This is a genomic window from Verrucomicrobiia bacterium (assembly GCA_019634625.1).
Classification (GTDB): domain Bacteria; phylum Verrucomicrobiota; class Verrucomicrobiia; order Limisphaerales; family CAIMTB01; genus CAIMTB01.
This window is the reverse complement of sequence record JAHCBA010000027.1, coordinates 70,098-83,595: the sequence shown is the minus strand read 5'-3', so window position 1 is coordinate 83,595 and position 13,498 is coordinate 70,098. Positions and strand designations below refer to the sequence as shown.

General features: G+C 66.2%; 10 protein-coding genes. 5 read left to right on the top strand and 5 right to left on the bottom strand.

The features are described 5' to 3' along the window. Positions 1-189 (bottom strand): transposase (locus KF833_15975; protein ID MBX3746808.1); only part of this gene is annotated, 189 nt, incomplete at its 3' end. A 520-nt stretch (positions 190-709) separates the two neighbouring features. Between KF833_15975 and KF833_15970 the strand changes: the two genes are divergently transcribed. Both KF833_15970 and KF833_15965 read left to right on the top strand, forming a co-directional pair. Beyond that, positions 710-1,861 carry a lactonase family protein gene (locus KF833_15970; GenBank protein MBX3746807.1) on the top strand — a complete coding sequence of 384 codons (1,152 nt, stop codon included), beginning with the start codon at positions 710-712 and terminating at the stop codon, positions 1,859-1,861. 212 nt (positions 1,862-2,073) lie between these two features. Further along, positions 2,074-3,303 carry a hypothetical protein gene (locus KF833_15965; GenBank protein MBX3746806.1) on the top strand — a complete coding sequence of 410 codons (1,230 nt, stop codon included), beginning with the start codon at positions 2,074-2,076 and terminating at the stop codon, positions 3,301-3,303. Positions 3,304-3,448: 145 nt separating this feature from the next. Here the strand turns inward: KF833_15965 and KF833_15960 are convergent, their stop codons facing one another. After that, complete coding sequence (locus KF833_15960; protein MBX3746805.1) at positions 3,449-4,165, bottom strand: ABC transporter ATP-binding protein; 717 nt, start codon at positions 4,163-4,165, stop codon at positions 3,449-3,451. A gap of 62 nt (positions 4,166-4,227) precedes the next feature. Next, positions 4,228-5,478 carry an efflux RND transporter periplasmic adaptor subunit gene (locus KF833_15955; GenBank protein MBX3746804.1) on the bottom strand — a complete coding sequence of 417 codons (1,251 nt, stop codon included), beginning with the start codon at positions 5,476-5,478 and terminating at the stop codon, positions 4,228-4,230. 132 nt (positions 5,479-5,610) lie between these two features. Here KF833_15955 and KF833_15950 point away from each other — a divergent pair, with 132 nt between their 5' ends. Next, on the top strand, positions 5,611-6,852 hold the full coding sequence (locus KF833_15950; GenBank protein ID MBX3746803.1) for a murein L,D-transpeptidase: 1,242 nt from the start codon (positions 5,611-5,613) through the stop codon (positions 6,850-6,852). Here the strand turns inward: KF833_15950 and KF833_15945 are convergent. Together KF833_15945 and KF833_15940 are read right to left on the bottom strand one after the other, a co-directional pair. Further along, a complete protein-coding gene (locus tag KF833_15945) occupies positions 6,837-7,415 on the bottom strand; it encodes a carboxymuconolactone decarboxylase family protein (GenBank protein ID MBX3746802.1) in 579 nt (192 codons plus the stop codon). The two genes, KF833_15950 and KF833_15945, sit on opposite strands and share 16 nt — an antisense overlap. Positions 7,416-7,539: 124 nt before the next feature. Then, positions 7,540-10,368: a hypothetical protein gene (locus tag KF833_15940; GenBank protein ID MBX3746801.1), complete on the bottom strand. Its 2,829-nt coding sequence runs from the start codon at positions 10,366-10,368 to the stop codon at positions 7,540-7,542. 332 nt (positions 10,369-10,700) lie between these two features. On the opposite strand from KF833_15940, the gene KF833_15935 reads away from it, so the two are divergent. Continuing rightward, entirely contained in the window at positions 10,701-12,551 is a 1,851-nt protein-coding gene (locus tag KF833_15935) for a 2-oxoacid:acceptor oxidoreductase subunit alpha (GenBank protein MBX3746800.1), read from the top strand. Then, entirely contained in the window at positions 12,548-13,492 is a 945-nt protein-coding gene (locus KF833_15930) for a pyruvate ferredoxin oxidoreductase (GenBank protein MBX3746799.1), read from the top strand. The genes KF833_15935 and KF833_15930 overlap by 4 nt, the downstream gene beginning before the upstream one ends. Positions 13,493-13,498: the final 6 nt, after the last annotated feature.

The following is a 13,498-nucleotide window of genomic DNA, read 5'->3' as shown; positions in this document are numbered from 1 at the left end:
ATGGAAGTGGTTGGACATCATGCAGAAGGTGATGATGTCGATGTCGCAGAATCGGGCGAGGTGGTGGAGGATGTTGATGAGCTTGTGTCTGGCGGAGTCGTCGAGGAGGGGAAGGCGGCCGGCGACGCGGGACATGCAGTGGTACGTCGCCGGGAGGGAGGGGTCGGCTTTGATTCGGGGGGTTCTCATGAGGTGGGTGCGTATGGTGCGGAGTTATCGAAGGCTCAAGGAATATGGTGAGCAGTGCAGCATTGGTGTCAATGCTTTATTAGCCTGACAAATTAAAAGCTATGTCAGTTTTTATTTGCCTGCCTTTTTAATTGTTGGAAGGACTGCCCGGCCCCGTCAAGCCGTTGGTGTTGGAATTGCATCGTGCTCCGCCCGGTCTTCGCCTGAATATCGGGCGGTTCTTTGCCTCCTTGCCCAGGAGAGAATCACCCCGTCTGCCACCGACACCGTAGCCCTGCGCACCGTCCCAGAAGCGAACCTGGCCGGCATCCGGCGGGTGAAAGTCAACCTTCTTGATTCCATGCGCATCGCATACCTCCGGATGCGCTGGCTGTAGTATGGCGACTCCATCGGTAACGCCCTTCAATCCCTTGCCCGCGGACTCAACGAAGTGACAGCCCCCCGATGTATGAGCCATCGAGAGGTCCTCTCCAACGCTGCCGGCTTGTACCCCGGCGGGGAGGCGGCTTTCATGCCGGGCATGCCCAACACCCTCAGCAAGTTCGCGAACCTGGCCGGAGCCGTTTTGCTTGGCCTGGCCTCCACGGCCTTGCCGGCAGAGATGAATGTGTACTTCGGGACCTACACCGGCGGCAAGAGCGAGGGGATCTACCGGAGCCAGTTCAATTCCCGATCCGGCGCGCTCTCCGAACCCCGACTCGTCGCCACCACACCCAGTCCTTCGTTCCTCGCCTTTCATCCCGACGGACACCGGCTTTACGCGGTCAATGAACTCGGCGAAACCGAAGGGCAACCGGGCGGTGCGGTGAGCGCCTTCGATGTGGATCCGTCGTCTGGTGCGCTGACTCCCCTTAACCGCCGCCCCAGCGGAGGCCCACATCCCTGTCACCTGGTGGTGGACCGCAGCGGGCGCTGGGTCCTGGTGGCAAACTACAGCGGCGGCAACCTCGCCGTCCTTCCGATCCTCGAGGACGGCGCCCTGGGCAACCCCTGGCAAATGGTGCAACACCGCGGCTCCAGCGTGAATCCGCAGCGCCAGAAGGCGCCCCATGCCCATTCGATCAACCTCGATGCCGCCAACCGGATCGCGGTGGCTGCCGATCTCGGTATCGACAAGCTGATGATCTACCGCTTCGAACCGGCTGTGGGTTCCCTCGCCGCCAACGACCCGCCCTACGCCGACCTCTCCCCGGGTTCTGGTCCGCGCCATTTCGCCTTCCATCCCCGCGGCCGCCACGCCTTCGCCATCAATGAGCTCCTCTCGACCCTTTCGTCCTTCCGCTACGATCCCCGTGGCGGCGCCCTGACCCCGATCGAGACGGTCACCACGCTGCCAGCAGACTTCACCGGGAACAACAGTACCGCCGAGATCCAGGTTCATCCCTCGGGCCGGTTCGTCTATGGTTCCAACCGTGGTCACGACAGCATCGCAGTGATGCGGTTTGACCGTCGTCGCGAACGACTGACCTGGGTCGGTGCCACCCCCACCGGAGGACGCACGCCCCGTAATTTCGGCATCGACCCGACCGGACGCTGGCTGCTGGCGGCCAATCAAGGCTCGGATTCCGTGGTGGTGTTCCGCATCGATGCACGAACCGGCACTCTGACCCCGACCGGCCAGAGCATCACCGTGGGCACCCCGGTTTGCGTGAAGTTCCTGCCGCGGCGCTAGCCCCCCCTCCATCCCGCCCCCGAATTGCGGCAGCTCGCCCCGGGATTCGCGCAACTCGCCCCTCAGACATCGTTGAGTCGGAGGCCGTCGGGCACAAAGACCCGGCTTTCACCGAGCAGTCCCGTACCGAGCGGGCATTGTGCGCGTGATGCATGAATGCAAATCACACAGTCCATTAAACCACCTGCAACTCCAGGCGAGTTTCACGCTCCATGATTTCCGGCCCTTCCAACACCCCAACCCGTTCTGCCGTGGCGGTCAGCACCGCCCTGGCGGCCCTCCTGGCATCCACGCACGACGCCGCCGCGCAAGGCTGTGTCGCCGTCCGCGGCGGTGGGCTCTGCTCCCTGAACCACGCCCACCAGGGCGACCACGCCATGGTGGATGGCGACTGGGAGGTCTCGCTGTCCTACCGCTGGCTGCATTCCTTCCGGCACTTCGCAAGCGACCGGGAAACGCGCAATGCGGCCGGGCTCACCCGGGTCGAGGCGGGGACGGAGGTCATCAATGACTCCCATTTCTTCGATGTGGGCGTGAGCTACACGTTCTCCCCGCGCTACAGTGCCAGCCTGGTGCTGCCCTTCGTGTACTCGGACCGGTCGTCGCTCTACGAGCACAGCGCCGGCGGACGCCACCACACCCAGGCGGGCGGCCTCGGCGATCTGCGATTGTCCGGTTATGCCTGGGTGATTGACCCGGCCACGGCCCCCAAGGGGAACATTCAGTTCGGTCTCGGCATGAAATTTCCGACCGGCGACTACAAGGCCACCGACACCTACCAGACCGCCCGCGGACCGGAGGTCCACTACGTCGATCAATCCATCCAGCCCGGGGACGGCGGCTGGGGATTCTCCACCGAAATGTTCGGGTACCAGCGGATTGCCGACCGCCTGTCGGCCTATGTCCAGGGCTTCTACCTCTTCAACCCGGAAAGCGAAAACGGCGTCTCGAGCCGGACCAGCAATTTCCGGGGCAAGACCTATCAGGCCCTGCTGAATGGCGCCGCCGCCGGCAATGCCACCGCCATCGCGCGTCTGGATCGCGCCGAGTCGCTCGGGTATGCCAACTACAAGTCCCTTGAGGACAACATGTCCATCGCCGACCAGTACATGGTCCGGGGCGGTCTCAGCTACCTCCTCTGGCCCAAGTACAGCACCATCCTCAGCCTGGGTGGACGCGTGGAAGGCGTGCCGTCGGAGGATCTTCTTGGGACCTCGGATGGGTTCCGGCGTCCGGGCTACACGGTTTCGATCGAACCGGGCATCTCCGCGAGCTACAGCCGCTACACGCTGGCGGTGACCGCGCCGGTGGCCCTCTATCGCAATCGCATCGCCAGCGAACCCGACAAGCGTTGGGGCGAAATCACACAACTCGGAACGGTCCCGGGCGACGCGGCCTTCGCGGACTACGTCATCACCGCGGCCTTCTCCTTCCGCTTCTAGCAGACGTCAACTTCGGTGCCCCGGGGATCAGGGTCCGCGCACTGCCCAGGCGCGGGAACCCAGGTGGTGTGGTGGTCCCCGGGGCGCCCTTTCCCCTCCGCGCCGGGCGTCCGTTCGCCGAGGGATTCCGGTCCTCCCCGGACGGTCACTCCGCCACCGTGTCCGGCAGGTGTTTCAACCCGGCGAGCGTCGGATCCACCTTCACTGCGATCCGACCATCCCGAATTTCGATCCGCCGCGGGGTCAGCGCCGCAATCTCCGGATCGTGGGTGACAATGATGATGGTCCTGCCCTCCCGATGAAGTTGCCGGAAGGTTTCCAGGATCATCTCGCCCGTGTGGGAATCCAGGTTGCCCGTCGGTTCGTCGGCGAAGATCAGCCGGGGATCGTTCACCAGGGCCCGGGCGATCGCGACGCGCTGCTGCTGTCCGCCGGAAAGCTGGGAGGGACGATGCCGGGACCGGTTGTCGAGCTGGACGGTCCTGAGCGCGTTCATCGCCCGGTCATGCCGTTCCCGGGAGTTGTGGCCCGCGTAGATCATCGGCAGCTCGACATTCTGCAGGACGTTCAGTTTGGGAAGCAGATTGAAGAACTGGAACACGAACCCGATCTTCCGGTTGCGGATCTGCGCCAGTTCCCGGGCGGACGCCCCCTGAATCTCCACCCCGTCCAGGCGGATCGTGCCCCCCGAGGGCGTGTCCAGACACCCGAGGATGTGCATCAGCGTGGACTTGCCGCTGCCGGACGGCCCGATGATGGAGATGAACTCCCCCTCGTCGATGTCCAGCGAGACCCCGTCCAGCGCACGGATCTCCTCGCCGCCGAGCTGATACACCTTGGTGATGTCGCGAAGTTCGAGCAGGGCCATGGGACTCCCGGGTGAAGGATGGTGAAGCGAGCGGTCGGGAAACCGGAGGAGGACGATCAGGTGCCGGACCGGGCCCCGGCCGGACGGGGAGCCGCCTTGCCGGGCTGGGCTCCGCCCGCCGCCGCGCCCCCCGGCCTGCCGCCCCCCGCCTGCGACATCGCCGGCAAACCTCCCGGCACCTGGGCCGACACCCCACCCGGAGGTTCCAGCAGCACCACGTCCCCGGGCGCCAATCCCTCCTGGATCTCGGCCACGAAGAAATCCGACACCCCCACGGTCACCGTCCGGCGCTCCACCGAGGTCCCGGAGCGAACGTAAACATAACGCTCGCCCGCCTCGCTGAAGACAGCGGCCAGAGGCACCGTGAGCACCCCTTCCGCCATGGCCACCGGAATCGACACGGTCGCCGTCATCCCGGGCTGCACCCGGGCGTCCACGTCCTTGAGCACGATCCGGGTCGCATACCCCTTGATCTGGTTCCGGATGGTCGCCTGGGGCGCGATCCGCTCGACCATCCCGGCGATCCGCAGCCCGGGGATCGCATCGACGGACACGTTGACCTCCAAACCGCCGCGAAGATGCGTCACATCGGCCTGGTTCACATGCGCGTTGATCACCATGGAACTCAGATCCGCGATCGTCAGCACCTCGGTCCCGCTGTTGAACCCGCCGGAACCGGACACCGCCTGGCCGACCGAGACCGGACGGGTCAGCACGGTGCAGTCGAAGGGCGCCTCGATCCGGGTCTTGAGGAGCCGTTCCTGCGCGAGATCCAGCTCCTTCTCCGCGCGCTCGATCGAGTTCATGGCCAGCTCGTGATCCTTCATCGAGGATTCATACCGCTGGAAGCTGTTCTCATACTCCTGGCGCGACAGCAGGTTCGCCTCGAACAACAGCTTGTTCCGCTCGTAATCCCGGTTTGCCTGCTCCATCGCGATGCGGGCCTTGCCGAGCTGCAGCTTCGTACTCTCGATCTGATTCCTCCGTGTCTCCGCCTCGATGGCCAGATCCCGATCGTCGAGCGCGAAAAGCAGGCCTCCTCGGGGCACCCGGTCACCCACATCCACCGGCAACTCGCTGATCCTCCCGTTCACTTCCGGCCGCACCGACACCTGCTCCGCCGGCCCGATCTCCCCCGCCACACTCACCACGAACCGGACATCGCCCCTCTCCACCGTGGCCATGCTCGGGCCCACGCCGGACGCGGCACCCCCTGCCAGTGATCCTTCCGTCCTCGAACGATTCCAGAGGAAAATCCCCGCGCCGATCACCCCAACCACCAACACTGCAATCAAGGCCGATCTCATGAAAAGTGGGCCGAAACTAGGATGGGACCCCACGCCGTGCAAACGCAGAATTGACAAAACTACGCATGCGTAGCGGTTCGGGAACGACTCCTGCGTGACCGCAGCCCGCCCAGATGCTAATTCCCTCCGCTCATGGCGCCGCGCCGGTCCCCGGGCCGAAGCCGGGCGAAAGCCCCGGCTGACCTCCTCCTTTGGGCCGTCGCGATCGCCATCGCCGGCGGACTGGCCTGGGTCTGGTGGCATTCCGTCCATCCCGCCCCCGAGGCCACTCCCCCACCCGCCCGCCCACTCCAGACCGCCGACCGTCCCGCGGATCGTCCCCGGACGTCTTCCCCCCCGGCCCAGACCCTGCCCCAACCCTCCCCACCGTCCCAGACCTCCCCGCCGCCGCAAACCTTGGGACCGTCTCCCATCCCTCCCACCCCCACCGCCCCGCCCCCGGCCACCGTGGTGACGACCGTCCCGCCGCCGATCGTCCCACCGCCCATCCGTCCGCCCGAAGCCGACTCGCCCCTTCCCCCTCAACAGCTTGAGATCCTCCGTGCCCAACTGGCCCTGGAACGGCACGGGATCTCCGCCGGTTCCCACGACGGGGTCATCGGCTCGCAGACGCGGGCGGCAATTCGCGCCTTCCAGGAGGCGACGGGTCTGCCCGTCACCGGCCATCTCGATGCCGCGACTCTTTCCCGCCTCGATCCCCCGTCCTCATGGGCCTGGGACTACACGGTCACGGCGGCGGACCTGGACCGGCTGACGCCCGTGCCGCGCACCTGGCTCGGCAAGTCTTCCCGGGAAAGCCTCGACTACGAGACCCTCCTCGAACGGGTCGCCGAGATGAGCCATTCGCACCCCCGGCTGGTCCGTCAACTCAACCCTGGAATCGACTGGAACCGGGTCACCCCGGAAACGGTCCTTCGCCTGCCCCAACCCGCCCCTCCCGCCGGCCGATCCAAAGCCGCCTATGTGGTGATCCGGTTGGAGGCCAAAATCCTCCGTGCCTACGACGGACAGGGCAATCTCCTCGCCCATTTCCCGTGCAGCATCGCCCGGCGCGTCGAAAAACGGCCGGTCGGACTCCTTCATGTGGCGGTGCTGGCGCCCAATCCCAATTACCGGTTCGATCCCGACCTGTTCCGGGATTCCGAAGAGGCCCGGCAGATCGGCCGGCCCCTCATGATCCCCCCGGGTCCCAACAACCCGGTCGGCACCGCCTGGATCGGCCTCGATCGGCCCGGCTACGGCATCCACGGCACCCCCAACCCGGAGGATGTCGGGCGTACCGAGTCCCTCGGCTGTTTCCGTCTGGCCAACTGGAATGCCCAGCGCCTGCTCGCCATGGCCTGGGTCGGCCTGCCGGTCTATGTGGAACCCTGAGCGGGCCCGCCCTTTCCTGCGCCCAGCCGGCACAACCCGTTCTCTTCCGCCCCGAGCGCCGCGTTGAATTTCGCGCTCAGATTCTGGAAGGCGATCCATGCCGTAAGCGCCACAATGCCGTCCTCATCGAAGTGTGCGCGCAGCGCCGCCAATTGTTCGTCGGTAACCCGTCGCGCGGTGTCCGTCATCGACTCCGCGTAGTCCAGCGCAGCCCGTTCCCGATCGGAATAGAGCGCGCTCTCCCGCCATCCATCGACCGCCTCCGCCTTCTCCGCCGACCCGGCCGCTTTCAGAAGATTGTAGGCATTGAGGTCCACACAGAAGGCACACCCGTTCATCTGCGCCACCCGCGCCGAGACCAGGCTGCGCAGCGCCGCATCCACCGGAAAACGTCGCCGCTGGAACAACCCCAGCATCGCCAGCATCCCGGCAAAATGCCCCGGCAACCGCCCCCACAACCACGACGGCGACAACGTCTTCCCGTACTTCCGTGCCTGCCGCCGGAAAAACCAGCGCAGGTACCACGGGTATTCGGCTTCCGGCTTGGGAGAGATGCGTGCCATGGCGCTTGCCTCGACATCACCGTGCCGGGAACCCGCGTCGCTGCTCAACCGTCCCGTGGCAAAAAAAAAGAGAGGCCGGCAAGCCGGCCTCTCCCCGAATCCTTCTGTCGTCAACGACGACCGTTTACCGGCGCACCGCCCGGTAGAACCGCATCGACTGATCGGCCGGCACGGTCATCGGGCTGGTTCCCGCCACGTCCGTGTACGGTCCCGCGACCGACTCGGCCGACTGGAGGACGCCGTCGTAGGTAATGACCAGGTTCGCCCCGCTGCGCCCCACCGAGACCGAGGGCAGCCGCACTTCGTTCAGCACCTCCAACGTCACGCCGCTCAGGGTCGCATTGCGGTCGGTGATCTGCTCGTCGGTGGCGCCGGGACCGTCCCCGACGAGGACCAGGCGGTTCCGCTGGGTGGTGAACTCCGCCGAGACCAGGGCGCCCGCGCTGGTGTTGGCCGCCCAACCCTGGAGCACGGCCGGCATGAAGTTCTCAGCCAGCACCACGCCGTCGGCGATGACATTGAAGCCACGGCCGTCGCAGCACTGCTCGTAGAACAGGAGCTGGACCTTGTAGGTGCTCCCGGGAACCAGGTCGGAGAGTTCGACCCGCCACACGGACGGCGCGGCGCTCCAGCGGATTGAGCTGAGCACCGTGTTCATCACCCGGTCGGCCGGCGAGTCGCCCAACTCCGGTGTGGCCCACGCCGCGACGTTGTTCTGCGCCACCACCCGGACGCCGGGCGCGTTGTCCGCCGTGAATTCGGCGTCGCCCGCGCGGCCCGCCGCTCCCGGCGTTCCCACGTTGAACGCATACTTGAAGTTGCCCTGCAGATCGATGCCGTCCTCGGGATCGCCCCCGAAGAACGCATCCACCGTGATGTTGCGGAACACCGTGGGCGCCTCGGCCCGGAGCGGATCCAGACCCCACGCGACCTCCTGCCCGTCGGGAATGCCGTCCCCGTCGGTGTCGGCCTTGGTCGGGTCGGTCCCGTGGATCAACACCTCGTCGCCGTCAGAGAGTCCATCGCCGTCGGTGTCCCGGTTGAGGGGATCGGTGTTGTACAGGTTGATTTCGTCCCCATCGCTCAGCCCGTCGCCGTCGGTGTCGGCCTTCAGCGGGTTGGTCCGGTGCACCTTGACCTCGTCCCCGTCGTTCAACCCGTCGCCGTCGGTGTCCGCCCGAAGCGGATGGGTGCCCGCCTCGAACTCCTCGGCGTTGGTCAGACCGTCCCCGTCGGGATCGCCGCTGGCGGTCTGCTCCAGGTTGCCGAACATCTCCATCTCCCAGGCGTCCGGCAGGCCGTCGCCGTCCGAATCCACCCGGGCGGCCAGTCGTTCCAGCGTGCCACCCTGCAGAATGGCGTTCCGATCGGCCATGCCGGCGGCCGTGGTCGTGCGGCCGTCCAGGACGACCGTCAGCGTGTCGCGGTTGGCGACGAAGGAATGGGTGATCACGACACCGTTGGTTCGCGGCGTGGGCAGCGTGCCGCCCTGCCACTGGTAGGGGGCGAAGTTCTTCACGACCAGCCGATCCTGGATGGTCACGTCGAAACCGCGCGCCCACTGGAACTCGGCGAACAGGAGCTGGAGCTTGTACGACGCTCCAACCTCCAGGTCCGACAATGTCAGGGTGATGTCGGGCGTGGTGGCGTGGGTGGCGCTGCTCCAGCGGATCGAACTCATCAGCCAGCTCAGGGCCTGCTCATCCGCCGAGTCGCCAAAGTTGACGCCCTGGTTCCAGCCGTTGGCCACCTGGGACGCCTCGAGGAGTACCCCGGGCCAGGTGTCCGTCGTGAAGTACGCATCCCGGATCTGCCCGGGTTCCTCCTCGGCCGCCGCGTTGAACGCGTACAGGAACGTCCCATCCAGATCCAGCCCCTGACCCGGGTTCGGCCCGGTGAACAGGTTCACCAGCGTCTTGTCCGGCTTGCTGTTGGGGTCCAGCGGGTCGGTCATCAGCCGCACCTCGTAAAAGTCGCTGAACCCGTCGCCATCCGTGTCCGGGTTTCTCGGGTCGGTGCCGTAGATCAGAATCTCTTCCCCGTCCGACAGGCCGTCACCGTCGGCATCCCCCACCCGCAGCGGGTCGGTGAGGTACACCTTCACCTCATCCCCGTCGCTCAGCCCGTCCCCGTCAGTGTCCGGATTCGTCGGGTCCGTACCCGCCAGGTACTCCTCGAGGTTGGTCAGCCCGTCGTTGTCGAAGTCGCCGCCCGGTCCCTGGTCGAGGTTCCCGAAGTACTGCAACTCCCACTCGTCCGGCAGCCCGTCCCCGTCGGAGTCGGACGATGCGCTCAACCGCTCCAGGGTGAAGGCGTTCAGAATCGCGTTGCGGTCCGTGATCTCGAACGACTCCGCCGACGGTCCGTCCAGGATGATCACATATTCCTGGGCCGTGGCGGTGAAGGTGTGGGTGATCACCGCGCCCGACCGGGCAACCGCGTCGGCAAACTCCTCATCCCCGCTCTGCACCACGCCCGGCATGAAGTCGGGCACCGCCAGTTCGCCGTTGAGCACCACATTGAACCCCCGGCCCGGACAGCAGTTCTCGCGGAACAGCAATTGCAGCTTGTACTCGACCTGCGGCTCGACGGCCAGCCGCACCGTGACCACTTCCGGCGCCGCGGCCCACCGGATCGAGTTCATCGCGAAGGCGAGATTCCGGTCGTTGTCGGTGTCCCCGTAGTTCGCGCCCCCCCATCCCCCGGAGGCGATGGCGTTGTTCGCCGTGATCGACACCCCGGACACGTTGTCCGCCGTGAAATTGGCATCCCCGACGCGGCCCGCCGGCGCGGCCGGACTGACATTGATGGCGTAGGTGAACGTGCCTTCGAGGTCGAGCCCCTCCCCGGGGTCGCCGCCGGTGAAGGTCCCGACGGTCGCGGCCAGGGCCGCCCCGCCAAAGGCAAGGACGCCCGAACACGCGAGCGCAATGGTCTTTCGATGGTGCTTCATGATTGGATTGACTGCGTTCCCGCCTGTATCCGGGCAGCGCCAAGCCACCCGCGAATGACGCCAATGCGCCTTGCTAATGGGAACGGGTCGAGAGGCTAGGGTTCCGGGGTCCCGCGTCAAGCTCCCGGACCCCGCCGTTCAGCGTGGAGCCAGCAATCCGGAGGGACGAGCTCCGCGAGTCCACAACCCAACGCTCCACTCCCTTGTTCGGCGTTCCGTCGTGGAGCAAAATTGACTCCACCGCCCGGGGCCTTAAGCTCGCGAATCCGAGCCTCGGAGGCGCCCCGTCAACTCGCAGGCGTAAACAAGAGGGCGGGGAGCACGTTGATTCGATGAGTGACCAAGCTACGACCGCAGCAGGGCAACCAGGGCAGCTCGCGTTGCGGATTTCGGACATCCCCGAGGCGGTCATCCGCATCGCGGGCAATTCCCAGGACGGCATCCAGGCCATCGGCGGGTTCCTCGCCCGACTCGCCGGCCGGAGCGAGCAGGACGTCATGACCTTCATGACGATCCCCTCCACCATCTCGGGGGGGCCGTCGATCTTCCAGGTCCGGATCGGCTCGGAGGACGTCCTCAGTTCGGGCGACGAGGCAGACGTGCTGCTCGCCTTCTATCAACACTCCTACGACGAGCACCTGAACTCCCTCAAACCCGGCGGAATCGTCGTATTCGACTCGGATCACGTCGAGCCCAGGGAGGAGGCCAACGGCTCGTACCATCACATCCCGGTGCCCATCTCGAGCCGGACGGTCGAGGCCATCGGCGGCGTGGGCCGGGACAAGGGCAAGAACGTCTTCGCGCTGGGCCTGCTGGCGAAGATGTTTCACCTCAATGTCCCCAAGCTCGAACTCCTCATCCAGGAGCGCTTCACCGGCAAGGACCCCAGCATCGCCCAGAACGCCCTCGCCGCCTTCCATGCCGGGTTCAGCTTCCAGCTCGACAACGTGGTCGAGCTGTTCCGCTTTCGGGACGGGCAGCAGCGGGCCCGGAAACAGGTGGTCACCAATGGCAACGAAGCCCTCGCCTACGGCCTCATCGCCGCCGGTGTCCGCTTCGGAGCCGGATACCCCATCACCCCGTGGTCCGACATCATGGAAACCCTCCGCCGTGAACTCCCGAAGTACGGCGGTTCCTTCATGCAGTGCGAAGACGAGATCGCCTCCGTCTCGATGGCGCTCGGAGCCAGCTACGCCGGCCGCGTGGCGGTGACCGGTTCGAGCGGCCCCGGCATCGCCCTCAAGACCGAGGCCATCGGCTGGGGCGTCATGGCCGAAATGCCCCTCGTCGTCGTCAACGTCCAGCGCGGCGGCCCCTCCACCGGCATGCCCACCAATGTCGAACAGAGCGACCTCCACATCGCCTGCTTCGGCGGCCACGGCGACAGCCCCCGCGTCGTCCTCGCCCCGGCCAATGTCGAGGACTGCTTCTACACCGCCATCGAGGCCGTCAATATCGCCACCAAGTACAGCGTGCCCGTCTTCATCCTCACCGATCAGGCCATCGCCACCCGCATCGAGGCCTTCGATGAACCCGATTGCCAGGCCATCTGTCAGGAACTCGCCCCCGACCTGACCCCCGTCCTCGACCACAAACCCTACGACCTCAGCGCTCCCGACGGCGTCACCCGCCACCTCGCCCCCGGAACCCGGGTGGCCAGCGGCAAGTACCCGGTGGTGACCGGCCTCGAACACGACGAAATGGGCCACCCGACCGGTTCGCCCAAGCTGCACACAGCCATGACCGCCAAGCGGCGTCGCAAACTCCAGGCCCTCGCCGCCGAACTCCCGAAACCCGAGGTGTTCGGCGCCATCGACGGAGAGGTGCTCCTGGTGGGATGGGGTTCCAGCCAGGGCCCAATCCGCGAATCGGTCATGCGCGCCCGCCGCGAGGGACATGCCTACTCCGCCCTTCACCTCAAGTACCTCAATCCCCTGCCCAACGGCCTCGACGAAATCCTCGCCCGGTTCCGCCATGTCTTCGTCGTCGAGATGAACGACGCCGGCCTCTACGGCTACGGTCAGCTCGCCGGCATCTTCCGCGCCCGGTTCTGCGATCCCCGCATCGCCGGCATCACCAAAACCGACGGCCTCACCTGGAAGGTCCGCGAAATCCTCGACCGCGTCCGCGACCTGATAACCCTGTCGGCCCGCAACAACGGTCACGAAGCCCCTTTGCGATGAGTTCCCCCATCCCCTTCGCCCCCCCTCCCCGCCCGGCCTCGACCGAGGCCCCGTCCCTTCCCGACAGCGAGCGGAAGCCGCTGACGAAGAAGGAAATGGCGGCCGATCATCCCACCTGGTGCCCCGGCTGCGGCGACTTCTCCGTCCTCGCCCTCTACTACAAGCTCATCGAAAAGCGCCGCCTCTGGCACGAAAAGGTCACCACCGTCGCCGGTATCGGTTGCTCCAGCCGCTTCCCCTACTTCGTCCAGGCCCACGGCGCCCATTTCATCCACGGACGCGCCCTGCCCTTCGCCAGCGGCATCTCGCTCTCCCGCTCCGACCTGCATGTGTTTGCCTTCAGCGGCGACGGCGACGCCTTCTCGATCGGCGGCAACCACTTCAATCACACCGCCCGGAAGAACATCAAGATGACCCTGGTGGTCATGGACAACTGGGTCTATGGCCTGACCAAGAAGCAGACCTCGCCCACCTCGCCCATCGGCTTCAAGAGCAAGACCGACCTCTGGGGCGCCATCGACCAGCCCATCAACCCGATCAAACAGGCCCTCGCCGCCGGCGCCACCTTCATCGCCCGCACCACCCACACCAACCCCGCCCACCTGCTCCGCATGATGGAGGCCGCCATGGACCACGACGGCTTCTCCTTCATCCAATGCCTCAGCGAATGCGTCGAGTTCTACCCCGCCGCCTTCGATGCCTCCAACCCCCGCAAGGGCGGCCAGTTCCTCGAAATCCCCGAGGACCACGATGTCACCGACGAGGCCGCCGCATATCGCCTCGCCGCAGAACCCTTCCCCGGGCGTTTCGGCATCTTCCACCGCGTTCAACGCCCCACCAAGAACGCCCTCGAGGCGAAGATCGTCGCCGAGGCGCGTGCCAGGGTGCCCGGACTCGAACCCTGGCAGATCCTTCAGAAAACCTTCGACCGGATGAAATAGCCCCCC